Raw genomic sequence first — 24,045 nt, forward strand, 5'->3', positions numbered from 1 at the left:
CGGGTTCAGGCAACTTCGCCTCGGTTTAGGGTAGTTTGGTGTTCGGGCTCAAGGCTGGTGCGGATAACGGGGATGCAGTTCATCAATGATGATCGGATGCGCATGAGGTTTCGGCCCAGACAGGTGGGGGTGATCCTGTGGGAGGTCAGGATGGCCGTGAACCACCGCATTGTCTTCGCGCCGTGGCCAGGCAATGAGCACAAGAACCAGACCCAGAATCGCTGCGGTCGCCATTCCGGCCATGGCCACAGTTACGCCAAAGCGGGTCATCAGCCACCCGGCCAGGGGATAAAGCACCAGCCAGCAAGCATGAGACAGAGTGAACTGTGCGGCAAACACGGCGGGTCGATCTTCGGGGTGGGCTGATCGGGTCAGTAGGCGGCCCGAAGGCGTCAGCATGCTGGAATACCCAAAACCAATCAATAGCCATGTCGTTGTCAGCAAACCTAATGTCATCGGCAGAGTGACAGATAGCAGCGCTGCCACCGCCATGGTGCCCGTCGCCAATGATGCACCACCCAGCATGACGCGACGCTCTGGAATGTGATCCAGAAGGCGTGGCAGTGCAAATGCCGCGAGCATCGAACCGCCACCGAACCCGGCCAGCGCGATGGCAACGGCGCTTTCAGAAAGACCAAGATCGCCGCGCACGATCACGACCGTGTTGACGATGACCATCGAACTGAGCGCGGCCGCGCTCCAACTCAGCGCCAGCAGGCCCCGCAGGCGCGGGGTTTTAAGGTAAATTCGAATGCCGCGCGTTGTGCGGTCATAGATGCCACGCGGCTGGGATGGTTTGGGTGAGGGCAAAGTTGCAGACACCACAAGCAGGGCCGAGGCGACAAAACCGACACAGGTGCCCAGAAACAGGCTGTCGAAACTGACGAACAGCAGCAAGGTGGCGGCCAGCATCGGGCTCAGCAGGCTTTCCAGATCGTAAGCCAGCCGCGACAGGGACAGGGCTTTGGTATAGTCCTGTTCGTTGGTCAGCACATCCGGGATGGTGGCCTGAAACGCGGGTGTAAATCCGGCTGAGGCGGATTGCAGCACAAAGATCAGCACGTAGACCTGCCAGATTTCGGACACGAAAGGCAGGCAGAGCGCAACCACAGCGCGCACCAAATCCAGTGCGACCAGCATCCGGCGACGATCCAGCCGCTCGGCAAAGGCAGCAGCAAGCGGGGCAACGGTGACATAGGCGATCATTTTGATCGTAAGAGCGGTACCAAGGACCATCCCGGCGGCCTCTCCGGCCAGATCAAAGGCTAACAGCCCCAAGGCAACCGTCGCCAGCCCGGTTCCGGTCAGCGCCACGATCTGCGCGGCCAGCAGATGTCTGTAAGTGCGGTTTCTCAGGATGCTGAGCATTGTCGGAATTTCTCAATCGCGGTGTCGCCGATCCATAGTTCAAGTGTTGGCCACAAGGTCAAGGGGACGCTTTTCCAAGGACGGCGTTGAGTTTGCGGGCCAAACCGCCTATCTCGGGGCCGAAAGCGCACAAAGGACAATTCCGTGGCGAACCATCTGTATAAAAATGACCTGCCGGACGGGTTGGATTTGGGCCCCATCGTGGCCATTGACTGTGAAACCATGGGGTTGAACCCACATCGAGATCGCCTGTGCGTGATCCAGATGTCAGGAGGGGACGGCAACAGCCATATCGTTCAGGTTGAGATTGGGCAGACGCAGGCGCCGAACCTCTGTGCGATGCTGGAAAATCCGAATGTTTTGAAGCTGTTCCACTTTGGCCGCTTCGATATTGCTGCGATGTATCACACCTTTGGCGCTTTGGCCGCCCCGGTCTATTGCACCAAGATCGCCAGCCGGTTGGTGCGCACCTATACTGATCGTCATGGTCTTAAGAACCTGTGTCAGGAACTGATCGGCGTCGATATCTCGAAGCAACAGCAGATGAGCGATTGGGGCGCTGAAACGCTGACTGATGCCCAGTTGGACTATGCGGCATCGGATGTTTTGTACCTGCACCAACTGCGGGATGCACTGGACGGACGTCTGGCCCGCGAAGGCCGCACCGAAATGGCGCAGGCGTGTTTTGATTTCCTGCCGATGCGTGCGAAGCTTGACCTCGCAGGCTGGCCCGAAACCGATATTTTTGCGCACTCATGACTGACACCGAAGCATTCCTCAGAACCGCCCGGCAGGTCGTTACCGACGAAGCCCGCGCATTGGAGGTCCTTGCCGAAAGCTTGGACGAGCATTTCGCCGAAGCCGTGCAACTGATCCTGCAGGCCACTGGCCGCATCATTATCAGTGGTATCGGCAAATCCGGCCATATTGGCCACAAGATCGCGGCGACTCTGGCCAGCACTGGTACACCCGCCTATTTTGTCCATCCCGCCGAAGCCAGCCATGGTGATTTGGGCATGGTCTCGAAAGGCGATGTGGTCCTTGCGATCTCGAACTCAGGTGAAGCGCCGGAACTGGCGAACTTGCTGGCCTTTACGCGTCGCTTTGGAATTCCGCTGATCGGGTTGTCGAGCAAGCCGGAAAGCACCTTGATGAAACAGGCGGATGTGCATCTGCTTATCCCGTCACTGGGAGAGGCCTGTGGTTTTGGGATGGTGCCTTCAATCTCGACGACGCTGACCCTTGCGATGGGCGACGCGCTGGCGATTGCGCTGATGAAGTACCGGGATTTCAAACCCGAAGATTTCCGCGCTTACCACCCAGGTGGAAAGTTGGGGGCGCAACTGTCTACTGTGCGTGATCTGATGCATGAAGATTTGCCCTTGGTGACCGCTGGCACCCCGATGAGCGAGGCGCTGCTGGTCATGAGTCAGAAGAGCTTTGGTGTTGTGGGAGTCACTGATCATGCAGGTCGTTTGCTAGGTATTGTGACCGATGGCGACCTGCGCAGGAACATGGACGGACTATTGAGCAAAAACACCGAAGAGGTGATGACCGAAAACCCAATGACCATTGCGCCAAGTGCCATGGCGGAGGAGGCGGTTGCAATCATGAACGATCGCAAGATCACGTCACTCTTTGTGGTTGATCCTGACACAAATGGCCCAGCTTTGGGTCTGCTGCACATACATGACTGTCTGCGTGTAGGATTGGGTTAGGAAGATGGCTGAAGTTGATCGCCATTCCCGATGGGTGCAGTTCCTGAAGGTACTGCTACCGCTTGTGGCGATTTTGTTGCTGTCTTCTGTCTTTCTTCTTTCTCGCAGCGTCGACACCAATGTCTCGGTGCCGTTCAGTGATCAGGATATTGACGACCGGCTGACAGACCAGGTGGTCACGCGGCCCGACTATAAAGGTGTCACCAGCAAGGGCGAGGAAATCCGAGTCGAAGCCCGAAGGGCCAGTCAGGGTGGCGATGGCGACACACCGACGGCAGCCGAAGTGCAGGGCCGCTTTGGACTAAGCAATGGGGGCGAGATCACACTCGAATCCAACACAGGCATCATCAGGCCAGACAAGGGTACTGCAACGTTTGCAGGGGATGTGGTCATCACCACCAGAGACGGCATCCAGGTCACCACCGACCTGTTGAATACGTCGCTGGATGAAATACGTGGTGATAGCCCTGGACAGATTGACGGAACCGGTCCGATTGGCGACTTTACTGCCGGAAGAATGGTGTTTGGGACCGAAAAAAAGGACGGTCCGGTTCATATTCTTTTTACAGGCGGCGTGAAGTTGATATATGAGCCGCAAAAAGCAGAAAGATAACTTGTGTTCGATTTACGTGTCGCCTTTTTGTGTCTAGCCGTGGCTGTCGGAGCCACACCTGTTTCTGCACAAGAGGCTCAGGTGGCGTTCGGCTCGGTCAATGCCGACCCGACGCTGCCGGTCGAGGTGACGTCCGAGACATTGAACGTGAATCAGGAAGATGGATCGGCCGAGTTTATCGGCAACGTCATTGTCATCCAGGGCGAGATGCGCCTGACGGCAGACCGGGTTCTTGTCATCTATAACGAAGAACGCTCAGCCATCGAACGGATGGAGGCCACCGAAAACGTGGTTCTAGTCAGTCCGCCCGACGCAGCCGAGGGCGATTGGGCAGAATACACCATCGATTCCGGCGTGATTGAGATGAAGGGCAACGTGTTGCTGACGCAGGGCCCAAGTATCATCAGCGGCGACGAGATGATTGCAAATCTGACCACGGGAACCGCGACGATGTCAGGGCGTGTCAAAACCATTCTGCAACAAGGTGGCAACTGATGAACCGGCCCGAACTCTCCATCGCTGAAGGTTCTTCCGGTCTGAAGATCGAAAAGCTACGAAAGTCTTATCGCAAGAAGACCGTCATTCGCGATGTGTCCATGGAATTGAACCGCTCCGAGGTCGTGGCGTTGCTAGGCCCGAACGGATCGGGCAAGACCACCACTTTTTATTCTGTCGCCGGTCTGGTTTTCCCCGAAGCGGGCACGGTCACGATTGATGGGCAGAGCGTCACGACCCTGCCGATGTATCGTCGTGCACGGATGGGGATCGGATATCTGCCGCAGGAGATGTCGATTTTCCGCGGGATGAGCGTTGAAGACAACATCGCTTCGGTTCTAGATATCACGGTTAAACATGCCCATCGCCGCAAGGAGCGGCTGGAAGAGCTGCTATCGGACTTTTCCATCGAACACCTGCGCCGAGCGCCTGCATTGGCATTGTCCGGCGGGGAACGCCGCCGGGTCGAAATTGCGCGCTGTCTGGCCGCCGATCCGAAATATCTGCTGTTGGACGAACCATTTGCGGGTGTCGACCCGATCAGTGTCGGTGATATCCGGCATCTGGTGGCCGATCTGAAAAAGCGTGGCATCGGAGTGCTGATCACGGATCATAACGTCCGGGAAACGCTGGAGATTGTGGATCGGGCTTATATCTTGCATGACGGCCAGGTTTTGATGTCAGGCACGCCCGATGAAGTTGTCGAAAACGAAAATGTTCGCCGGGTCTATCTGGGTGAAAACTTCCGTATTTCATAAGGTTGTGCGGAGATGCGCCTGATGCATGACGGAAATCACGTATATACACACCTGTTTTGATTGACTCTTCCCTCACCTCTTGGCTCAATTGGCATATGGCATTTCTTCGGTTCCAAACTGGATCTCGATCTCCCTTCGTTGAAGGGCCGGGCCAACGGCAACCGCAGAACATGCCGATACCCCCCACCCGATAAAAACAAGTCAGTCGCGTTACGCGACGTCAGAATGGGTGTGAATTGTGAAGGAGATCACATGCGTTACCAAATCAGCGGAAAACAGATCGACATCGGTGCGGCCCTGCAGACCCATGTGCAGACCGAACTGGGCGAGGTCGTGGGCAAATATGCCCAGCGGCCTACAGACGCCAACGTCGTCTTTTCCCGTTCGGCGCATGAATATGTATGCGAAACCACCGTGCATCTGTCGACCGGCCTGACCGCACAGGCCAAGGCGCACGCGACCGAGATTTACGCGGCATTCGAAGGCTGCTGCGACAAGATGGAGACACAACTGCGACGCTATAAACGCCGCCTGAAAGACCACCACAAGGATCGGTCCGAGCCGGTTGAACTCTTTGGCGCGTCCTCTTATATCCTCGCCTCTGACGAATCGGAGACAGCTGACGAGCCTGATTCACTGCAGCCTATGATTGTGGCTGAGATGGAAACCAAGATCCCATCGCTCAGTGTTGGTGAAGCCGTTATGCAGATGGAACTCGCTGGTGCGCCGGTTTTGGTGTTCCGAAATGAGAACAAGGACGGATTGAATGTCGTTTATCGCCGCGAGGACGGCAATATCGGTTGGATCGATCCGTAACAGGCAAGACTAATCGGCCTGCCCCCGAATAGCGGGGGCACGGCTTAGGAGCAAAATGATGGAGCTTTCGAGCATTCTAAAGCCAGAAGCGGTGCGTGTACTGTCCGCTGCTTCCAGCAAGAAGCGTTTGTTTCAGGAAATTGGCGATGTGGGCGCCGCGACGCTTGGGCTGGATGCTCAGACGATCGTAGACAGCCTGCTTGAGAGGGAGAGCCTTGGCCCAACTGGTGTTGGACATGGTGTTGCACTTCCGCACGCACGGCTTTCCGAACTGGAATCGGTTTCGGGCGTGTTTGTCATGCTGGAAAAGCCCATCGACTTCGGGTCGGTCGACCGTCAGCCGGTCGATTTGGCGTTTTCCCTGTTTGCGCCAGAAGAGGCGGGGGTTGAACACCTTAAGGCGCTGGCGTTGGTCTCGCGCACGCTGCGCGAGCAATCGGTCTGCGCCAAGCTGCGGGCCAACCCTGACCCGGTAAAGCTGTATGCCATTCTGACTGAAGCGCAATCGATGCAAGCTGCCTGATTGGCCCACTTATCAACAAATAAAGCCCCCGACAATCGGGGGCTTTTTTTGCCTATATGGCGACGTTTAACCGCCAGTTCCCATTTCTAGCGTCCACCAGATTTTGCCGCCATTTTCCTGATGCCACGCAAACCCCATCTGCGAGGCTTTGGGATCCATAATCACTGCGCGGGGGCCGGGTTCCTGCATCCACGCCGCCAGCGTCTCGGTCTCGGTTTCATAGGTTTCCGAGATCGCTTCACCCAGGAATGTACCAAAATACCCAGCCCGTGATGCACGATCCAACGGAGAAGAGCCGTCAGACCCGAAATGCCAGGGCCGATTCTGACGGGCCATGTCTTTAGAATGAGTCGCAGCCGCCGCATTCAATTGCGAGTTCAATTGGACCTGTTGCAGACCAGACGCCTGCCGCAGCGCATTCACCGAATCCAGCATCCTGAACTGCAGCTTTTCGGGATTGCCACGGATTTTGTAAACGGACGGCAGCGGTCTGCCATCCGCGCCAATAGCGGTCGTACCCGAATCGGTACATGCCGCCAGAGCAAAAAAACAAATCGCGAGAAGGGAAAGAATACGTGTCATGATCGGCCTGAATGTAGTGTTAACAAGGGAAATAGCCTGCCTGAGTGTCCGGGGCAAACCCACAATGGCCGATCCTCGCGTGATTCTGCCGGTTTGATTTGCGACTGAAGCATTCTGGCCATAAAATGCATCAGATTTTGCATTTTTGTTAGCAAAGGACCGCTCCTCATGGTCAAGAAACGCATTTACACTTCGACACGCCGCGGATTTCTGGCGGGTGCCACCGCCAGTTTGGCTTCGCCTGCGCTGTCCCAGTACATCCCGGGAGACCCGCTGCGCCCGGCGCCCGAGCCTGAACCGCAGGTGCGTCGCAACGTGTCTGGCTTCCGTGCGCTGGATTGGCAGCCATATTTCTCGAACACAAGAAACGGTGCCATCCTGGTGGATACCGTTTCGCGGGCGCTGCATTATTGGTCAGATGATCAATCTGTATACAAACTGTACCCTTCGTCGGTGCCTCTGACCGAGGAATTGACCCGTCGGGGGCGCACCAGTGTCATCCGCAAGGTGGAAGGCCCAAGCTGGTCACCGACGCCATCGATGAAGAAGCGCAACCCTGAATGGCCGGATTATATTCCGCCGGGTCCTGATAACCCGCTGGGAACACACGCTTTATATCTGAGCTGGAAGTACTATCGCATCCATGGCACCCACGATACGCGTAAAATTGGACGCCGGTCGTCGAACGGGTGCATTGGCTTGTTCAACGATGACATCGCCGAACTGTTTTCTATGGCCAAGGTCGGCACGCAAGTGTTGCTAATTTGACGACATTTTCGCGCACGAACCCGCTTGCGGGACAAGTTGCAATTGCAATCCGCCTGCATTGCTGATTAGAAAAACTCACGAGGTAAGTCTTAGATGCGTGGTTTCGCTATTGGGAATCGCGCAAATTCTGGAGGTTAATATGAAGAAACTCGTTCTCGCTGCTGCTCTGACCGCTGCTGCTTCGACCGCATATGCTGGCAACCTGGAAGAGCCGGTTGTTGAAGCACCTGTTGTTGTCGAAGAGACCCAAGGTTCGTCGCAGGGCATCATCCTGCCGCTGATCCTGCTGGTTGTTGTTGCCGCAGCTGTTGCAGCAAGCTAAGTCGACGAGACTTTATGCACTTAAAAGGCGGTGGTGCAAACCACCGCCTTTTTTCGTGTCTGGTGAAAGCGCGCGATTAGTCTAACCAACCACGCAGATTGTCTTCGATCACCTTGCTCAGCGCGGCGATATGCGAATCATCGTCGTTAAGGCAAGGGATATAGGTGAACGATTCACCACCCGCCTCTTCGAAGCTCTCTTTGATCTCTTCGTTGATCTCTTCCAGCGTCTCAATGCAATCGGCAGAGAAGGCAGGTGCGATGACGGCGATGTTCTTCTTGCCCTGACGCGCCAGATCAGCCACGTGATCGACGGTGTAGGGCTTCAGCCATTCTTCCGGTCCAAAGCGCGATTGAAAGGTCGAGATCAGCTGATCATCCGTCCATCCCAGACGCTCTTTCAGTAGCCTTGATGTTTTCACGCATTGGCAGTGATAGGGGTCCCCTTGCTGCAAATAGCGCTGGGGCATCCCGTGATACGAGCAGACCAGGACATCCGGTTTTGTCTCCATATCTGCATAGGCGCGCTCGACAGAGCTCGCCAACGCATCGATATAGGCAGGTTCGTCGAAATAGGCCGGAACAGTTCGGCTGGCAGGCTGCCATGTCTCCTTCATCAACGCGCGGAAGAACTGATCATTTGCTGTAGCAGTCGTGGCACCGGCATATTGCGGGTAGAGCGGGAAGAACAGGATGCGATCACAGCCTTCTTCTACCATCTCCCGGACCTTCGACGGAGTTGAAGGATTGCCGTAGCGCATGCAAAAATCCAGCATCACCCGATCGCCATACCGCTGCTGCATCGCTGCGCGCAGCTTGGCAGTCTGATCTTTGGTGATCGTCATCAACGGGCTTTCGCCCTTATCGTGATTCCAGATTGACTTGTACGCCCCACCCGAACTGAAAGGCCGCTTGGTCAGAATGATGCTTTGCAGAATCGGCTGCCACTTCCACGCCGGGTAGTCGATCACGCGCTTGTCCGACAGGAACTCGTTCAGATACCGCCGCATAGGCCAATAACTGTAGTCATCTGGAGTTCCCAGATTAGCCAGCAGGATGCCGACGCGGCCCATCTTGACCTTGGGATGGTCTGCAGGGGCATGGGTTGGACGAGTGGCATCAAACATTGAAAGCTTCCTGATTTGTGGTGTTTGGCCTGAGATATAGGGAAAAGGCCGGTCGTCAATCGGGCAGTTTGCCCTCATCCGTACCTAGCGCATCAGCCAGCCGCATCTTGGCGGATCCCGGACGCAAAGGTTTGGGTTGGCTGTCATCGGGGGTCCAGCCCGTCAGACAGATCAGTTCAAAGGTTGCCGTCAGGCGGCCCTGTGGCGATTTGTAATGTCCGGCATAGATGTCTTGCGCTTTGTCAAAAACAGCACGTCGGGTCGCGTGTTTCAGGCGATCGGCCAATGCGTTGGTTTCTCCCATTGCACGCAGGTCACGCATCAGATGCAACAGATCGCGGTATTCCGCAGACAGTGTCGCCTTGTCGGCGACGGGCAAAGCCAGCCCGGCCCGCTGCAGCAGCCCCCCCAGATCACGAAGCTCGGCCATGGGAGCAATACGGGGGCTGAGACCGCCAGTCACCTCGATCTCGGCTTGACCCAAGGCCGCGCGTAATTCCTGAAGGGTGTCACCCCCCAAACATACCGCCAGTAGCAATCCATCGGGTTTCATGGCGCGATGGCATTGGATCAGTTGCCCGACCGGGTCGTTTGCCCAATGCAGCGCCATCGCATGTATCACGAGATCATGCGCACTTGGCGTCAAGTCGAGAACATCTTCATCCCCAATCACCCGAGCCTCGGGCCACAACCCCTCCCAGATATGGGGGAAGGGGGTCACGACGGCGGGCGCCTTAAAGGTTTTGTTAACCATGGACAGACGATCCTGCACTTCGTCGACAGCGGCATGGTGCAGGAAAAGCGCGTCGTCCCGCGCGCGGCTGCGGTGAAGCGCAAGGACGGCGCGGTCAAACAGAGAGGGTGTAGTGTCGGACGGAAGCTTCATAAGCCGCAAGTATCGCATTCGTCAGGGGATTCAAACCGCTGTCGAGATGATCTACCCACCGCGTTGCCTGTCCTGCGGAGCACTGACCGAATCCGATTTCGGCCTCTGCGGCGCATGCTGGCGCGACACGCCGTTCATCGGTGGCACCGTCTGCGAAAGCTGCGGCATGCCACTTCCCGGCGCGCAGGACGGACACCGGATTGAATGTGATGACTGCCTCAGGGCTCCACGCGCGTGGCAGAATGGTCGGGCAGCGTTGCTGTATCAGGGGCGCGCGAAGGCACTCATACTTGCCTTTAAGCACGGGGATCGGCCTGAGTTGGCCCGCCCTGCCGCACGCTGGATGGCTCAAGCCGGGCAAGAGCTGTTGCACCCGAACATGCTGATCGCACCGGTTCCGCTGCACTGGACCCGGCTGATCAAGCGTCGCTACAATCAATCGGCGCTGCTGGCGGGGCATCTGGGCCGGGAAGCGGAGTTGAGTGTCTGCCCCGATCTTCTGGTACGCACGGTACGCACCCCTGTTCTGGATGGAAAAACTGCGGTTGAGCGATCCCTTGCGTTGTCCAGCGCCATATCCCTGCACCGAAAACGTGCTCCCATGATCAGAGGCCGAGATATTCTTCTGGTCGATGATGTTATGACCTCGGGTGCGACGTTGGACGCCTGCGCGCGTGTCTGTCGCGCGTCAGGGGCAAATCATATTTTCGTGTTGGTACTGGCGCGCGTTGCCAAGGATGCCTAATTCGCCCAAGAATGTGCGAAACCCAAAGGGACGGAATATGAAGCCGGTAGAAATCTACACCTCGCCGCTGTGCGGCTTTTGTCATGCGGCCAAGCGGTTGTTGAAACAGAAAGGCGTCGAATTCAAGGAAATCGACGTGCTGATGCATCCGAAACGCAAACCTGAAATGATCCAGCGCGCGGCAGGAAAACGCACTGTGCCGCAGATTTTTGTGGGCACCACCCATGTTGGTGGGTGCGACGATCTTTACGAGCTTGAACGTCAGGGCAAGCTGGACCGCCTGCTGGCGGCTTGATGAAAACCGCTTTGCTGCAGATCACCGCGTCGGATGATCCGACCGAGAATCTGGACATGGTGCGAACCATGATGGCCGATGCGGCTGCGCAAGGTGCGCAGTTCATTCTGACGCCTGAAGTCACGAATTGCGTCTCAACCAGCACCACTCGGCAGCGCGAGGTTTTGCAGCATGAAGAGGACGATATCACTCTGGCGGGCCTTGGCGAACAGGCCGCCAATTTGGGTGTTTGGCTGCTGATCGGGTCACTAGCGATCAAAACGCATGATACCGATGGCCGCTTTGCCAACCGTAGCTTCATGATCGACCCGCAGGGGCAGATCGTGGCGCGGTATGATAAGATTCACATGTTCGACGTGCAGGTCACGGAATCCGAGACCTTCCGCGAATCGAAGAACTACCGCCCCGGTCAGAAAGCGGTGATTGCCGACACCGATTTCGGTAAAGTCGGCCTGACCATCTGCTATGATATTCGATTTCCCTACCTGTATGCCGCTTTGGCGCAGGCGGGCGCGCGGATTCTCACCGTCCCAGCGGCGTTTTCGCCGGTCACCGGTGCGGCCCATTGGGAAGCACTGCTGCGCGCGCGGGCCATTGAGACCGGCTGCTGGGTGCTGGCTCCGGCACAAACGGGTGAGCACCCTAAAACTCGCGGCAAGACGCGATATACACACGGCCACAGTATGGTTGTCGCCCCGTGGGGAGAGGTGCTGATCGACGCAGGCACCGATCCGGGCATTCACTTTTTTGATTTGGATGATAGGTCTGTTACAGAGGCGCGACGACGCGTGCCTTCACTAACACATGTCCGCCCCTTTGACGGACCCTGATCCAGAACCGGACCATGACTGACGAAAAAAATGCCCTTGCGGTCACGCTGTTCAGCGAGATCCTGACCGCCGATCAGCTATTGCGCAACCGGCTGAGCCGGGTGCTGCCCAAGGGCATGGAAATCTCGCATTTCTCGGTGCTGAACCATCTGGTGTTTGTCGGCGACGAGCGCACCCCCGCGCAATTGGCCAACACCTTCCACGTGACCCGAGGCGCAATGACCAACACTTTGGCCAAACTAGAATGGGCCGGTTATATCCACATCCGCCCCGACTGGGACGACGCCCGCCGCAAGATGGTCGCCATCAGCCCCGCAGGCCGACGCGCACGCGATCAGGCGATTTCCTCGATTGCCCCGCTGATCAACCGCGTGGTCGGAGAGCTGGGGCTGGAGCGGGTGCGCAGCACGCTGCCCGTGCTACGGGATTTGCGGTTGCAGTTGGAGGGGGAGTAGGGGCTTTACGCCAACTGTGCCAAAGGATCGTAAAAGATGACGGATGAAATTTGGGTTTCAGACATTACCGTCGGGATGGACCTGCAGAGGCCATTCCGAGCGCTTGTCCCCGATGATTTTCCTGAAGAACCAAGTGAACGCTTCAAGGCCTTCAGGTGGCAACCCGGATCAGGTTATCATGCGAATCTGTATCGTTGGCAGCGCCACGGGGAGCCGCTGGAGCAGCAGGATATCTTGCCGGATTTCTTTCAAGAGGTTGCTCCTGAAGATCATGATTTTGAGCCTCACTACGGGAAGTATTCTCCTGTAATCACTTTGTTTGGAATTCTGGCGATCCGATCAGATGTGGCTGATATCCTCAAAAATCTCGAATTAGGGCAAGGGGGGCTTTATCCCGTCAACCTGTTCGAAAGAGACAAGATCACACCGATTGAGCAGGACTACTCGATCCTGTGGATCGCAAACAAATCCGGCACGCTGAACATTGCTGAGTCAAAAAGTCTTCGACGAGCCCGACCCGACCGGGATGACCTTTTTCGACTTCCTGAATGGAAGGATGCCAAGCCCGGGGACGTTGTCTGCAATGCAGATGCGGCGTCCGGGATCGACATTTGGCGCGACCCGGGCGTACCACATCGCGTTTTTCTAAATGGGCGTCTCAAACACTCGTTGGACGAAGCTGGTTTTGCCTCAGCGTTTTACCTTCACCGTTTAGCCGTAAAATAATCAAGCGTAGGATGGGTTTTAACCCATCGCTTAAGATCGAAAACGCTTGCAAGATGGGTTGAAAACCCATCCTACCTAGGCTTCACACTCGCCGTCACGTAATTCACGCTCAAATCCCGGTCCGAGATCGACCAGCTCCACAGGATCGGGTTGAAGACGAACCCCTTGCGGTCCACCGGATCCAGCCCGGCCTGGCGCAGCAGGTCGAACAGCTCATCCGGGGTGATGAACTTGTTCCACTCGTGCGTGCCGCGCGGCAGCCAACGCATGACGACCTCGGCCCCGATGATGGCCATCGCGTAGGATTTTGGGTTGCGGTTGATGGTTGAGCAGATCAGTAACCCGCCCGGTTTCAGCAATTGCTGCGATGCGGTCAGGAAACCCAACGGATCAGCGACGTGTTCGACCACTTCCATATTCAGCACCACATCGAACTGTTCGCCTGCGGCGGCCATGTCTTCGGCGGTAGTGTGGCGGTAGTTGATCTGCAGCCCCGATTGCTCGGCATGGATGCGGGCGACAGGCAGGTTGCCTTCGGCGGCGTCGGCGCCCACGACCGTGGCGCCCAAACGCGCCATCGGTTCGCTCAATAACCCGCCGCCGCAGCCGATATCCAGCAGGCGCAAGCCTTCGAAGGGACGCGGAGCTTTCAGATCACGGTCGAACTCGCCTGCGATCTGCTGTGTGATATAATCCAGGCGACACGGATTCAGCATGTGCAGAGGTTTGAATTTCCCATGCGGGTCCCACCATTCTGCGGCCATCGCCTCGAATTTTGCGATCTCGGACGGGTCAACCGTGTTCGGATGCGCTTGCATTCCTGTCTCCGTGTGCTCTTTTACGCTTAAGGACTATATAGGGCCGTAATGGATAAGTACCCGGACCAAAAGCGCGCAGTTCAATATCTTTACCCGCCGATCGATCCGTTCGATCAGCGCGTGGTCGATATGGGCGATGGGCACCGTATTTATGTGGAACAATGCGGTAATCCCAATGGGATACCAGTGGTGATCCTGCACGGCGGGCCGGGCGGCGGCTGCAGCCCGGCGATGCGACGGTATTTCAACCCGGATGCCTATCGGGTGATTCTCTTTGATCAGCGCGGATGTGGCCGATCGCGGCCAACTGCGTCGGTCGAAAACAACACGACATGGCATCTGGTGGCGGATATCGAGCGTCTGCGCAAATTGTTCGACATCGAAGATTGGATCGTCTTTGGCGGTAGCTGGGGCGCGACACTGGCGTTGATCTATGCCCAAACACATCCGGATCGGATAAATCGGCTGGTATTGCGCGGCGTGTTTCTGGCCACACAGGCCGAGCTGGACTGGTTTTATGGCGGTGGTGCGGGCAAATTCTGGCCTGAACAATGGGCCAAGTTCACCTCTCTCTTGCCCGAACATGAAGTAAATGACGCAATTTCGGCCTACAACAAGCGCCTGTTTTCGGGCGACCGCGCGACCGAGATCCTCTATGCCCGCGCGTGGTCACATTGGGAAAACGCTTTGGCTTCGATCCACACCAATGGTTCGGTTGGGGAAAGCCCCGGCGAATACGCGCGAACTTTTGCGCGGCTTGAGAATCACTATTTCACGAACAAGGCGTTTCTTGAGTATGACGGGCAAATTCTGGATCAGATGGACCGGATTGCCCATATTCCCGGTCATATCGTTCAGGGACGCTATGACATGATCTGCCCACCGCAGGCTGCATGGAACCTGTCCGAGCGCTGGCCCAATGTCGAACTGAAGATGGTGCGGCAGGCCGGTCACGCCCTGTCAGAACCGGGCATCAGCGCGGAACTGGTTCGGATCATGGATCGCGTGTCGGAGGAAACGGTATGACTCGCATCGACCGTCGCGCATTATTTGCCTCGGGCGCCGCCGCCGCTTTGCTGGCGGCGACAGGAGCGTCTCTGGCCGATACGCCGAAACAGGGTGGCACCTTGCGGCTGGCGGTGCCACGCGACAACAGTCTGGAACAGGTGGCTCGGGGCGCAGTCTTTGACAGCCTGACCGAGATCGCGCCCGATGGTACCCTGCGCGGAGAGCTGGCTACAAATTGGCAGACCGATGCTGATGCGCGGGTCTGGAACTTTGATCTGCGCGATGATGCTGTGTTCCACGATGGCACCAAGCTGGACGTGAACGATGTTCTAGCTGTTCTGGAAGATATTGGTCAGGCCGAGGCCATTGCACCTGATCGTGTGCAGTTGCAATTGGCTGAGGGTAACCCGGGACTACCATTCTTGCTGGCTGGGTCACGGTTTGTCATTGCGCGAGGGGGCGTGACGCCACTGGCTCTGGCCAACGGCACAGGATGCTACCGGGTTGAGCGGGCCGAGGATGAACGTCATTTCCGCGCACGCAGGGTGTCCAATCACTACAAAAGCGGAACGGCAGGATGGGTCGATACGCTTGAGATTATCGTGATCCCGGACGCCGGGGTGCGGGCCGAAGCATTGCGCGATGGATATGTAGATATCGCAGCGCTCCCGGCTGGTGAGGAGCTAACCGCGCAACGCGGGCTGCGATTTCATCCGTCTGAGGCCGAGATGGCGTTGGCAATGGCCTCTCATGTCGGTATGCCGCGCCAGATCAGCCGGGCTGCGCTGGATGATGGGCGCATCGCCGAACGGTGGTGGCTGGCGTAAATTTGATCACGATTTGCGCCGGGGGTTGCAGACTCAGGAACTCCTGCGTATATGCAGTTGCAACAGCGGCGCGTCGGACTTCTGGTCCGGGGCTCCACCGGAAAATTCGACGGGCCGCGCGCCCGTTTTTTTGTGCCCGATAACAGGGTAGAGAACCTGAATGACAAACGACCTGATAGCCAAAGCTGCCATCGACCGGCGACTGGCCGAGATCATCACCCCTGTGATCGAGGATCTGGGGTATGAGCTTGTCCGCATTCGGCTGATGAGCGGCAAGACCACCACGATGCAGATAATGGCAGACAAGCCCGATGGCGGAATCGAAGTGGATGACTGCGCCGAGATTTCCAATGCGGTCAGCGCCACGCTGGATGTCGAAGACCCCATTTTGGACGCCTACACGCTTGAAGTTTCCAGCCCTGGAATTGACCGTCCTCTGACCCGTCTCAAAGATTTTGAGACGTTCGAAGGGTATGAGGCCAAGATCGAAACCGCAGAACTGATCGACGGTCGCCGCCGCTTCAAGGGCGAATTGGCCGGGATCGAAGGGGCTGAGGTTCTGATCAACATCCCCGAGGGAGACGAGACCATTACCATCGGTCTGCAATTTGACTGGCTGAGCGACGCCAAGCTGGTTCTGACCGATGACCTGATCAAGGAAATGCTGCGCCAGCGCAAAGACGCTGGTGCCCTGAACGAAAACGCTTTCGACGAGATTGAGACCGAAGGGTCCGAAGAGGAGACGAACTGATGGCAATCACCTCAGCCAACCAGCTGGAGCTGCTGCAGACCGCCGAGGCCGTGGCCCGCGAAAAGATGATCGACCCCGGTCTGGTTGTCGAAGCGATGGAGGAATCGCTCGCCCGTGCCGCCAAAAGCCGCTACGGCGCCGAGATGGACATCCGCGTCAGCATCGACCGCAAGACCGGCAAGGCGACCTTTACCCGTGTCCGCACCGTGGTCGAGGATGAAGAGCTTGAGAACTATCAGGCCGAGATGACCGTCGAGCAGGCCAAGCAGTACATGGAGGCGCCAGAGGTTGGTGACGTCTTCGTTGAAGAAGTCCCGCCCGTGGAAATGGGCCGTATCGCTGCTCAGTCCGCCAAGCAGGTCATCTTGCAAAAGGTTCGCGAAGCCGAGCGTGATCGTCAGTACGAAGAATTCAAGGATCGTGCCGGCACCATCATCAACGGTGCGGTCAAGCGTGAAGAGTTCGGCAATGTGATCGTCGATCTGGGCGGTGCCGAGGCTGTTCTGCGCCGCAATGACAAGATCGGTCGCGAAAGCTATCGCCCGAACGACCGTGTGCGTGCCTACATCAAGGAAGTCCGCCGCGAGGTTCGTGGCCACCAGATATTCCTGTCGCGCACTGCGCCGGAATTCATGGCTGAGCTGTTCAAGATGGAAGTACCGGAAATCTATGACGGCATCATCGAGGTCAAGGCCGTTGCTCGTGATCCCGGCTCGCGCGCCAAGATTGCCGTGATTTCTTATGACGGCTCGATTGACCCAGTCGGTGCCTGCGTCGGTATGCGCGGTAGCCGCGTGCAGGCCGTTGTGAACGAGCTGCAGGGCGAAAAGATCGACATCATTCCGTGGAACGAAGATCAGCCGACTTTCCTTGTGAACGCTCTGCAGCCCGCCGAAGTTTCAAAGGTGGTTCTGGACGAAGAAGCCGGCAAGATCGAAGTTGTGGTTCCCGAGGAGCAACTGAGCCTCGCCATTGGCCGTCGTGGTCAGAACGTGCGTCTGGCCAGCCAGCTGACCAATCTGGACATCGACATCATGACCGAAGCCGAAGAATCGGCGCGCCGTCAGAAAGAATTCGAGGCCCGTACCCAGTTGTTCATGGAAACGCTGGATCTGGACGAATTCTTCGCTCAGCTGCTGGTTTCTGAAGGCTTCACCAACCTCGAAGAAGTGGCATATGTTGAAATCGACGAACTGCTGGTCATCGACGGTGTGGATGAAGGTACCGCGCAAGAACTTCAGACACGTGCACGCGAATTCCTGGAAGCTCAGGCCAAGGCGGCGCTGGATGCAGCCCGTGCGCTGGGTGCCGAGGACAGTCTTATTGAATTCGAGGGCCTGACACCCCAGATGGTAGAGGCGCTGGCCAAGGATGATGTGAAGACCCTGGAAGACTTCGCAACCTGCGCCGACTGGGAACTGGCCGGTGGCTGGACCACGGTCGATGGCGAACGCATCAAGGATGATGGTGTACTGGAGCCCTTCGGCGTGACGCTGGAAGAGGCGCAGGATCTGGTCATGACCGCGCGCATCATGCTGGGTTGGGTCGATCCGGCCGAGCTGGAGCAGGCCGAAGAAGACGGTGAAGCAACCGATGAGGAGGTCGAGGCCTGATCTCAGGCCTCGGGTGGCTGACATGGGTCGCGGTGGCGTCCATAAGGATCGGTCGGAAGGCCCTGAACGCAAGTGCATCGCCACGGGCGAGGTTCAGCCTAAATATGGCTTGATCCGCTTTGTAACGGGGCCCGACGGTCAGGTTTTTCCCGATGTTGCGGCAAAACTGCCGGGGCGTGGGGTTTACGTGGCGGCGGATCGCGCGGCGCTGGACAAGGCGGTGAACAAGAAACTGTTCTCGCGCGGGTTTAAGGCACAGGTGAGTGCCGCCAAGGACCTGACCGATGAGGTCGAGAAACAGGTGGCGCGTCGTGTGATCGAACTGATCAGTCTGGCGCGCAAATCCGGAGATGCGGTCGCCGGGTATGAAAAGGTCAAGTCGTGGCTGGACCGGGAAGAGGCCCAGGTGCTGATTCAGGCCTCAGACGGATCGGGGCGCGGCAAGTCGAAACTCAGCACGCCGCACTTCGGGAAATACATCGGCTGGCTGACCGCAGACGAGCTTGGGGCGGCATTTGGGCGCCAAACCGTGATTCATGCGGCCTTGGCCTCTGGCGGACTCGCCAAACGTGTTGTAGAGGAAGCGCAGCGCCTGCGTGGCTTGCGCGAAAAGGATGACGGCGGCAAGGGCCGCTCGGAAGGGTAAGAAGCTTTATGAGCGATAGTGACGGCAAAAAGACATTGGGTCTTCGTGGCGGGGCACGCCCCGGAAATGTGAAACAGAGTTTCAGCCACGGACGCACCAAGAATGTCGTGGTGGAGACCAAACGCAAACGCGTGGTCGTTCCCAAGCCGGGCGCGACCAAACCAAGTGGTGGTGCGACACCTTCGGGTGATCCTTCGCGTCGCCCAGCGGGTATTTCCGATGCGGAAATGGCGCGTCGTATGAAGGCGTTGCAAGCCGCCAAGGCACGTGAGGCTGAAGAGGCCGCTGCCCGTGAGGCGCAGGAAAAGGCGCGCGAAGAAGAACGCGCACGCCGCCGGGCCGAACAAGAGGCCAAGGAACGCGAGCAGCGTGAAGCTGAAGAGCGTGCCCGTGCCAAGGCCGAAGAGGAAGAACGCAAGCGTAAAGAGGCCGAGGAAGCAGCCCAGCGTGCTGCCGCAGCCCCGGCACCCGCCGAGCCCAAGGCAGCACGCAGCCCATCCAGCAAGCCTGCACCTGCTGCGGCACCGCGCAAGCAGGATCGCGAGCGTGAGCAGCGTGGCCGTGGCAAGGGCCGTGACGACAACCGCCGCTCGGGCAAGCTGACACTTGGTCAGGCCACTGGCGGCGAAGGCAATCGCCAACGCTCAATGGCCGCGATGAAGCGCAAGCAGGAGCGTGCGCGCCAGAAGGCCATGGGCGGCACGGTCGAGCGGGAAAAGGTGATCCGCGACGTTCAGCTGCCCGAGGCGATCATGGTCTCGGAATTGGCCAACCGTATGGCCGAGCGTGTCGCTGACGTTGTCAAATCGCTGATGCAGATGGGCATGATGGTCACGCAGAACCAGACCATCGACGCTGACACCGCTGAACTGATCATCGAAGAATTTGGCCACAAGGTCACGCGTGTCTCTGATTCGGATGTTGAAGACGTCATCAAAGAGGTCGAAGACAGCGATGACGATCTGCAGCCCCGTCCGCCGGTCATCACCATCATGGGTCACGTTGACCACGGCAAAACCTCGTTGCTGGATGCGATCCGCGACGCGCGTGTTGTGGCTGGCGAAGCCGGGGGTATCACCCAGCATATTGGCGCCTATCAGGTGAAAACCGATGGTGGCACCACGCTGACCTTCCTGGATACGCCGGGCCACGCGGCCTTTACCTCGATGCGCTCTCGCGGTGCTCAGGTCACGGATATCGTGGTTCTGGTTGTTGCCGCCGATGACGCTGTGATGCCGCAGACGATCGAAGCGATCAACCACGCCAAAGCGGCCGAAGTGCCGATGATCGTGGCGATCAACAAGATCGACAAGCCGGATGCCAACCCGGACAAAGTTCGTACCGATTTGCTTCAGCACGAAGTGATTGTCGAGAAGATGTCGGGTGAGGTTCAGGACGTTGAGGTCTCGGCAATGACTGGTCAGGGTCTGGACGAACTATTGGAAGCCATCGCGCTGCAGGCCGAGATACTGGAACTGAAAGCTAACCCGGATCGCGCCGCCCAAGGTGCCGTGATCGAGGCGCAGCTGGATGTGGGCCGTGGCCCCGTCGCCACCGTTCTGGTTCAGAACGGCACGCTGCGTCAGGGCGATATCTTCGTTGTGGGTGAGCAGTACGGTAAGGTCCGTGCGCTGATCAACGATAAGGGCGACCGCGTCAAAGAAGCTGGCCCCTCGGTTCCGGTCGAGGTTCTGGGTTTGAACGGTACACCCGAAGCGGGCGATGTTCTGAACGTGACCGAGACCGAAGCGCAGGCCCGTGAGATTGCCGCCTATCGTGAGCAAGCCGCCAAGGACAAACGCGCCGCCGCCGGTGCCGCGACCACCCTTGAGCAGCTGATGCAGAAGGCAAAGGAAGACGAAAACGTCACCGAGCTGCCGATCCTGATGAAAGCGGATGTGCAGGGCTCTGCCGAAGCCATCGTTCAGGCGATGGAAAAAATCGGCAACGACGAAGTCCGCGTGCGCGTTTTGCATTCTGGCGTTGGTGCGATCACCGAGACGGATGTCGGCCTGGCCGAAGCCTCTGGCGCTCCGATCTTCGGGTTCAACGTCCGTGCCAACGCATCGGCGCGGAACACTGCGAACCAGAAGGGCGTCGAGATCCGGTATTACTCGGTGATCTACGATCTGGTTGATGACGTGAAAGCAGCCGCATCGGGCCTGCTGAGCGCCGAGATTCGCGAAAAGTTCATCGGTTACGCCGAGATCAAAGAGGTCTTCAAGGTTACCGGCGTCGGCAAAGTTGCCGGCTGTCTGGTCACCGAAGGTGTTGCCCGCCGCTCGGCTGGCGTACGCCTGCTGCGCGACAACGTGGTGATCCACGAAGGTACGCTGAAGACCCTCAAGCGCTTCAAGGATGAAGTGGCCGAAGTTCAGTCGGGACAGGAATGCGGTATGGCGTTCGAGAATTACGACGATATTCGCGCCGGCGACGTGATCGAGATTTTCGAACGCGAAGAGGTCACGCGTACGCTGGACTGATCCGGATCTAGAAAAAAACTTGAAACAGCGGCCCCACTAGGCCGCTGTTTTCATTTAGGTTAGTCCGTGCGCGACGACAGAAACGTGCCCGAGGGCATGATGATGTCAAAATGATGCTTGCCCTTCTGCAGATCGAAACTGACCGAATGTCCGGCCTTGCGCAGTAGTTCAGCATAGTCACGGCTTTGGCGGATAAACTCGGGCGTATCCCGCTCGGCGACTGTCACCCTGTAACGGGGTCCTGGCGCGGGCAGGTTGAGGCAGGGTGAGAAATCGTGAATCTCGACCTTGGTCAGTTGCAGCGGATCATTCACCGAGGTCAGGCTGATCGGAACAAGGTCATAGATCCCGCTAATCAGGATCACATTGCGCACCCGCAGGCCAGCCTGCGCAAATGCCTTCGAAGACGTCGCCATCACCATCGCAACCAGATGGGCACCTGCACTGTGACCCGATAGCGTGATGTTTGATGGATCAAAACCCAGTGTTTCGGCCTGTGACGCAAGCCACAACAAGGCGGTACGGCATTCTTCGACCATCTGCCCCAATCTGGCATCGGGGGCGAGCGTATAATTCAGCGTGGCAAAGGCTTGCCCGTTCTCATGCAATACCGGTGCCATAGGGGCCGACTCACGCTGGCTAAGCGCCTGCCAATAGCCACCATGAATAAAGACATGCAAAGGCGCGTTGGCGCCAGGTGCGGGGAAGAAATCCAGAACTTGCGTCGGGCTGTCGCCATAGGAACGGTTTTCCTGCATCCTAATTTCAGACCGTGCCTGTGCGCTGAGGGCAGAATAGCTGGCTAGATATGGCGTCAGATCACCGCCAATCATTGAGCTAGGGGAATACTCCTGCTCAAGCTCTTCTTGGGTGAATCCGCGATACAGCATGGCCTATTCCCCAGTATACATCAGTTCGGTTCGCACGTCGTAGAGGTCGTGGAAGAACCGCAACTCCAGCGCCTTGCGCAGGAAGGCCACGCCGCTAGATCCACCCGTTCCGGGCTGCATTCCGATCACGCGCTCAACCGCGGTTGCATGATCGAATCGCCACCTCTGGAACAGAGATTCCACATCCATCAGTTTTTCGGCCAGCGCGTAAAGATCCCAGTATTGTTCCGTGTTGCGGAACACTTCGACCCAGATTTTGACGATACGCGGATCGCCGGAATAGGGCTTTGCGTAATCCCGCTCGATCAGCTCATGCGGCACGTCAAACCCTTGCCGGGCCAGCATCCGCAGCACTTCGTCATAGAGCGAGGGTTTGGTAAGAGCCGCGTTCAGCATCTCCATCACTTCTGGGTCATGCGCATGCACTTTCAGGGTCGCGGGATCTTTGTTGCCCAGAATGAACTCGATTTGGCGATAGCCATAGCTTTGAAAGCCTGACGAACTGCCTAATGCGTCCCGAAACGTCATGTAGTCCGCGGGAGTCATAGTCAGTAGCGTCTCCCACGCGGCGATCAACTGCCGTTGGATCGCCTTGATCCGGTCGAGGTTCTTCATCGCCGGACCGAAATCGTCCTGCTGCAAGAACCGGCGGACTTCGACAAGTTGATGGTGCATCAGTTTCAGCCACAGTTCGCTGACCTGATGAATGATGATGAACAACATCTCATCAGGTTGGGCCGGGTCCTGAAAGGTCTTTTGCAGGTTCAGCAGAGTCTTAAGTTGCAGAAAATCCCCATAGCTTTTGCGGTGAGTTTCTGTGAAATCGGTGACCAGAGACTCTTCGATTCCCCGTTCTGTATACCTGTCTTTGTCGCCCATGTGCTCCTCCAGACGCGCGGGTTTATCCATGTTTAGGGACAAAACCCGCACGGTTCCAGAGCGTTAGGTCCAGTCCAGAACCACCTTGCCTGATTGACCGGATTTCATGGCCTTGAATCCCTGAGCAAAGTCATCGACCGCGAACTGGTGGGTGATTACGCGGCTGACATCCAGCCCGTTCTGCAACATGGCGATCATCTTGTACCAGGTTTCGAACATCTCGCGCCCATAGACACCCTTGATGGTGATAGCTTTGAACACGATGCGCGACCAGTCCACCGGAGATTTTCCGGGCGGAATCCCCAACAGTGCGATCTTGCCGCCCATAACCAGCGCTTCGACCATCTGGTCCAGCGCGGCTTGCGAGCCCGACATTTCAAGCCCGACATCAAAGCCCTGAGTCATGCCCAGTTCCGCGATGACATCCTGCAGATCCTCTTTGGACACATCAACGGTGCGTACCGTTGGTACCACGTGTTCGGCCAGTTTCAGGCGGTCGGGGTTGATATCGGTGATCACTACATGCCGGGCACCGGCATGACGGGCAACGGCGGCGGCCATGATGCCGATGGGGCCTGCGCCAGTAATCAATACGTCCTCGCCCAGCAGATCGAAGCTGAGTGCAGTGTGCACGGCATTGCCCAGTGGGTCGAGGATCGCCCCGATCTCATCCGGTACGTCGTCAGGCAGGGGCACCACGTTAAAGGCAGGCAGTTTCAGGTATTGCGCAAAGGCACCCTGTTCATTCACACCGATACCGCGCGTGCCGGGATCAAGGTGGAACTTGCCCGCACGGCTCTGGCGGCTGTCAGGGGTGATCAGATGCCCCTCGCCTGAACAGCGCTGGCCGACCGTCATCCCTGTCACGTTGCGACCCAATTCAACAATTTCACCCGCGAACTCGTGGCCGGTGATCATCGGGATCGGCACGGTGGCCGCAGCCCATTCATCCCAGTTCCAGATATGAATATCCGTGCCGCAAATCCCGGTCTTGTTGATGCGGATCAGAACCTCGTCGGGGCCGATCTCGGGTACTGGGGCCTGCACCATCCACAGGCCTTCCTCGGGCTTGGATTTCTCAAGGGCTTTCATCGTGTTGGGCCG

28 protein-coding genes are annotated in these 24,045 nt (G+C 57.7%); 20 read left to right on the forward strand and 8 right to left on the reverse strand.

The features are described from left to right. Nucleotides 1–48: 48 nt before the first annotated feature. On the reverse strand, nucleotides 49–1,368 hold the full coding sequence (locus tag ACR0BT_RS12565) for an MFS transporter (protein ID WP_480753891.1): 1,320 nt from the start codon (nucleotides 1,366–1,368) through the stop codon (nucleotides 49–51). Nucleotides 1,369–1,512: 144 nt separating this feature from the next. Here ACR0BT_RS12565 and ACR0BT_RS12570 point away from each other — a divergent pair, with 144 nt between their 5' ends. The 7 genes from ACR0BT_RS12570 (at nucleotide 1,513) to ACR0BT_RS12600 (ending at nucleotide 6,291) form a co-directional block, all read left to right on the forward strand. After that, on the forward strand, nucleotides 1,513–2,127 hold the full coding sequence (locus ACR0BT_RS12570) for a ribonuclease D (RefSeq protein ID WP_480707575.1): 615 nt from the start codon (nucleotides 1,513–1,515) through the stop codon (nucleotides 2,125–2,127). Continuing rightward, nucleotides 2,124–3,086, forward strand: coding sequence for a KpsF/GutQ family sugar-phosphate isomerase (locus ACR0BT_RS12575; protein ID WP_170597161.1), 963 nt, complete (start codon nucleotides 2,124–2,126; stop codon nucleotides 3,084–3,086). The genes ACR0BT_RS12570 and ACR0BT_RS12575 overlap by 4 nt, the downstream gene beginning before the upstream one ends. 4 nt (nucleotides 3,087–3,090) lie before the next feature. Then, entirely contained in the window at nucleotides 3,091–3,699 is a 609-nt protein-coding gene (locus ACR0BT_RS12580) for an LptA/OstA family protein (protein WP_170734147.1), read from the forward strand. A 3-nt stretch (nucleotides 3,700–3,702) separates the two neighbouring features. Further along, nucleotides 3,703–4,194: an LptA/OstA family protein gene (locus ACR0BT_RS12585; RefSeq protein ID WP_255611996.1), complete on the forward strand. Its 492-nt coding sequence runs from the start codon at nucleotides 3,703–3,705 to the stop codon at nucleotides 4,192–4,194. Then, a complete protein-coding gene (gene lptB / locus ACR0BT_RS12590; protein WP_170395315.1) occupies nucleotides 4,194–4,952 on the forward strand; it encodes an LPS export ABC transporter ATP-binding protein in 759 nt (252 codons plus the stop codon). Before ACR0BT_RS12585 ends, lptB begins: the two co-directional genes overlap by 1 nt. Before the next feature lie 252 nt (nucleotides 4,953–5,204). After that, a complete protein-coding gene (gene hpf, locus ACR0BT_RS12595; protein ID WP_170685092.1) occupies nucleotides 5,205–5,768 on the forward strand; it encodes a ribosome hibernation-promoting factor, HPF/YfiA family in 564 nt (187 codons plus the stop codon). Nucleotides 5,769–5,826: 58 nt separating this feature from the next. Continuing rightward, nucleotides 5,827–6,291 (forward strand): PTS sugar transporter subunit IIA, encoded by a 465-nt coding sequence (locus tag ACR0BT_RS12600; RefSeq protein WP_170395318.1) that lies wholly within the window; start codon nucleotides 5,827–5,829, stop codon nucleotides 6,289–6,291. A 66-nt stretch (nucleotides 6,292–6,357) separates the two neighbouring features. Here ACR0BT_RS12600 and dalA read toward each other — a convergent pair whose 3' ends face one another. Continuing rightward, nucleotides 6,358–6,873 carry a divisome-associated lipoprotein DalA gene (gene dalA, locus ACR0BT_RS12605; protein ID WP_170685096.1) on the reverse strand — a complete coding sequence of 172 codons (516 nt, stop codon included), beginning with the start codon at nucleotides 6,871–6,873 and terminating at the stop codon, nucleotides 6,358–6,360. A gap of 168 nt (nucleotides 6,874–7,041) precedes the next feature. Here dalA and ACR0BT_RS12610 point away from each other — a divergent pair, with 168 nt between their 5' ends. Together ACR0BT_RS12610 and ACR0BT_RS12615 are read left to right on the forward strand one after the other, a co-directional pair. Then, complete coding sequence (locus ACR0BT_RS12610; RefSeq protein WP_480763278.1) at nucleotides 7,042–7,641, forward strand: L,D-transpeptidase; 600 nt, start codon at nucleotides 7,042–7,044, stop codon at nucleotides 7,639–7,641. 139 nt (nucleotides 7,642–7,780) lie between these two features. After that, complete coding sequence (locus tag ACR0BT_RS12615; RefSeq protein ID WP_010442520.1) at nucleotides 7,781–7,963, forward strand: hypothetical protein; 183 nt, start codon at nucleotides 7,781–7,783, stop codon at nucleotides 7,961–7,963. 76 nt (nucleotides 7,964–8,039) lie between these two features. Here ACR0BT_RS12615 and hemH read toward each other — a convergent pair whose 3' ends face one another. Then, nucleotides 8,040–9,089, reverse strand: a complete 1,050-nt coding sequence (gene hemH, locus ACR0BT_RS12620; RefSeq protein ID WP_480707576.1) for a ferrochelatase — start codon at nucleotides 9,087–9,089, stop codon at nucleotides 8,040–8,042. 55 nt (nucleotides 9,090–9,144) lie between these two features. After that, nucleotides 9,145–9,975, reverse strand: a complete 831-nt coding sequence (locus tag ACR0BT_RS12625; RefSeq protein WP_480615202.1) for a methyltransferase domain-containing protein — start codon at nucleotides 9,973–9,975, stop codon at nucleotides 9,145–9,147. Here ACR0BT_RS12625 and ACR0BT_RS12630 point away from each other — a divergent pair. Genes ACR0BT_RS12630 through ACR0BT_RS12650 form a run of 5 tightly spaced genes read left to right on the forward strand, consistent with a single transcriptional unit; the run spans nucleotide 9,956 to nucleotide 13,026 of the window. Next, entirely contained in the window at nucleotides 9,956–10,720 is a 765-nt protein-coding gene (locus tag ACR0BT_RS12630) for a double zinc ribbon domain-containing protein (protein WP_480763279.1), read from the forward strand. The genes ACR0BT_RS12625 and ACR0BT_RS12630 overlap by 20 nt on opposite strands. Nucleotides 10,721–10,757: 37 nt before the next feature. Further along, nucleotides 10,758–11,015 carry a glutaredoxin 3 gene (gene grxC / locus ACR0BT_RS12635; protein WP_170395334.1) on the forward strand — a complete coding sequence of 86 codons (258 nt, stop codon included), beginning with the start codon at nucleotides 10,758–10,760 and terminating at the stop codon, nucleotides 11,013–11,015. Continuing rightward, nucleotides 11,015–11,845, forward strand: coding sequence for a carbon-nitrogen hydrolase family protein (locus ACR0BT_RS12640; RefSeq protein ID WP_170395337.1), 831 nt, complete (start codon nucleotides 11,015–11,017; stop codon nucleotides 11,843–11,845). The genes grxC and ACR0BT_RS12640 overlap by 1 nt, the downstream gene beginning before the upstream one ends. A gap of 14 nt (nucleotides 11,846–11,859) precedes the next feature. Beyond that, nucleotides 11,860–12,300 carry a MarR family winged helix-turn-helix transcriptional regulator gene (locus ACR0BT_RS12645; RefSeq protein ID WP_170395340.1) on the forward strand — a complete coding sequence of 147 codons (441 nt, stop codon included), beginning with the start codon at nucleotides 11,860–11,862 and terminating at the stop codon, nucleotides 12,298–12,300. Nucleotides 12,301–12,336: 36 nt separating this feature from the next. Continuing rightward, nucleotides 12,337–13,026: a hypothetical protein gene (locus tag ACR0BT_RS12650; RefSeq protein ID WP_170734144.1), complete on the forward strand. Its 690-nt coding sequence runs from the start codon at nucleotides 12,337–12,339 to the stop codon at nucleotides 13,024–13,026. Nucleotides 13,027–13,097: 71 nt separating this feature from the next. Here the strand turns inward: ACR0BT_RS12650 and ubiG are convergent, their stop codons facing one another. Then, on the reverse strand, nucleotides 13,098–13,844 hold the full coding sequence (ubiG, locus tag ACR0BT_RS12655; protein WP_480562715.1) for a bifunctional 2-polyprenyl-6-hydroxyphenol methylase/3-demethylubiquinol 3-O-methyltransferase UbiG: 747 nt from the start codon (nucleotides 13,842–13,844) through the stop codon (nucleotides 13,098–13,100). A 48-nt stretch (nucleotides 13,845–13,892) separates the two neighbouring features. Between ubiG and pip the strand changes: the two genes are divergently transcribed. From pip to infB, 6 genes are all read left to right on the forward strand, one after another. Then, the gene (pip, locus tag ACR0BT_RS12660; RefSeq protein WP_480763280.1) at nucleotides 13,893–14,870 is read left to right on the forward strand and encodes a prolyl aminopeptidase; all 978 of its coding nucleotides are present in this window, start codon (nucleotides 13,893–13,895) and stop codon (nucleotides 14,868–14,870) included. Then, nucleotides 14,867–15,679 carry an ABC transporter substrate-binding protein gene (locus ACR0BT_RS12665; protein ID WP_170734142.1) on the forward strand — a complete coding sequence of 271 codons (813 nt, stop codon included), beginning with the start codon at nucleotides 14,867–14,869 and terminating at the stop codon, nucleotides 15,677–15,679. The genes pip and ACR0BT_RS12665 overlap by 4 nt, the downstream gene beginning before the upstream one ends. 160 nt (nucleotides 15,680–15,839) lie before the next feature. After that, nucleotides 15,840–16,430: a ribosome maturation factor RimP gene (gene rimP / locus ACR0BT_RS12670; protein WP_480763281.1), complete on the forward strand. Its 591-nt coding sequence runs from the start codon at nucleotides 15,840–15,842 to the stop codon at nucleotides 16,428–16,430. Next, a complete protein-coding gene (gene nusA / locus ACR0BT_RS12675) occupies nucleotides 16,430–18,043 on the forward strand; it encodes a transcription termination factor NusA (RefSeq protein WP_170423355.1) in 1,614 nt (537 codons plus the stop codon). The genes rimP and nusA overlap by 1 nt, the downstream gene beginning before the upstream one ends. A gap of 22 nt (nucleotides 18,044–18,065) precedes the next feature. Continuing rightward, nucleotides 18,066–18,689: an RNA-binding protein gene (locus ACR0BT_RS12680; protein WP_170395356.1), complete on the forward strand. Its 624-nt coding sequence runs from the start codon at nucleotides 18,066–18,068 to the stop codon at nucleotides 18,687–18,689. Between the two features lie 8 nt (nucleotides 18,690–18,697). Next, on the forward strand, nucleotides 18,698–21,172 hold the full coding sequence (gene infB / locus ACR0BT_RS12685; RefSeq protein WP_170395359.1) for a translation initiation factor IF-2: 2,475 nt from the start codon (nucleotides 18,698–18,700) through the stop codon (nucleotides 21,170–21,172). Between the two features lie 59 nt (nucleotides 21,173–21,231). On the opposite strand, the gene ACR0BT_RS12690 is transcribed toward infB, so the two are convergent. The 3 genes from ACR0BT_RS12690 to tdh form a co-directional block, all read right to left on the reverse strand. Then, nucleotides 21,232–22,062, reverse strand: coding sequence for an alpha/beta hydrolase (locus ACR0BT_RS12690; RefSeq protein ID WP_170423357.1), 831 nt, complete (start codon nucleotides 22,060–22,062; stop codon nucleotides 21,232–21,234). A gap of 3 nt (nucleotides 22,063–22,065) precedes the next feature. Continuing rightward, nucleotides 22,066–22,941, reverse strand: a complete 876-nt coding sequence (locus ACR0BT_RS12695; RefSeq protein WP_170515354.1) for a tryptophan 2,3-dioxygenase — start codon at nucleotides 22,939–22,941, stop codon at nucleotides 22,066–22,068. A 63-nt stretch (nucleotides 22,942–23,004) separates the two neighbouring features. Next, the gene (gene tdh / locus ACR0BT_RS12700; RefSeq protein WP_170818669.1) at nucleotides 23,005–24,033 is read right to left on the reverse strand and encodes an L-threonine 3-dehydrogenase; all 1,029 of its coding nucleotides are present in this window, start codon (nucleotides 24,031–24,033) and stop codon (nucleotides 23,005–23,007) included. Nucleotides 24,034–24,045: the final 12 nt, after the last annotated feature.

It is taken from the genome of Ruegeria sp. CJ6 (assembly GCF_056536665.1).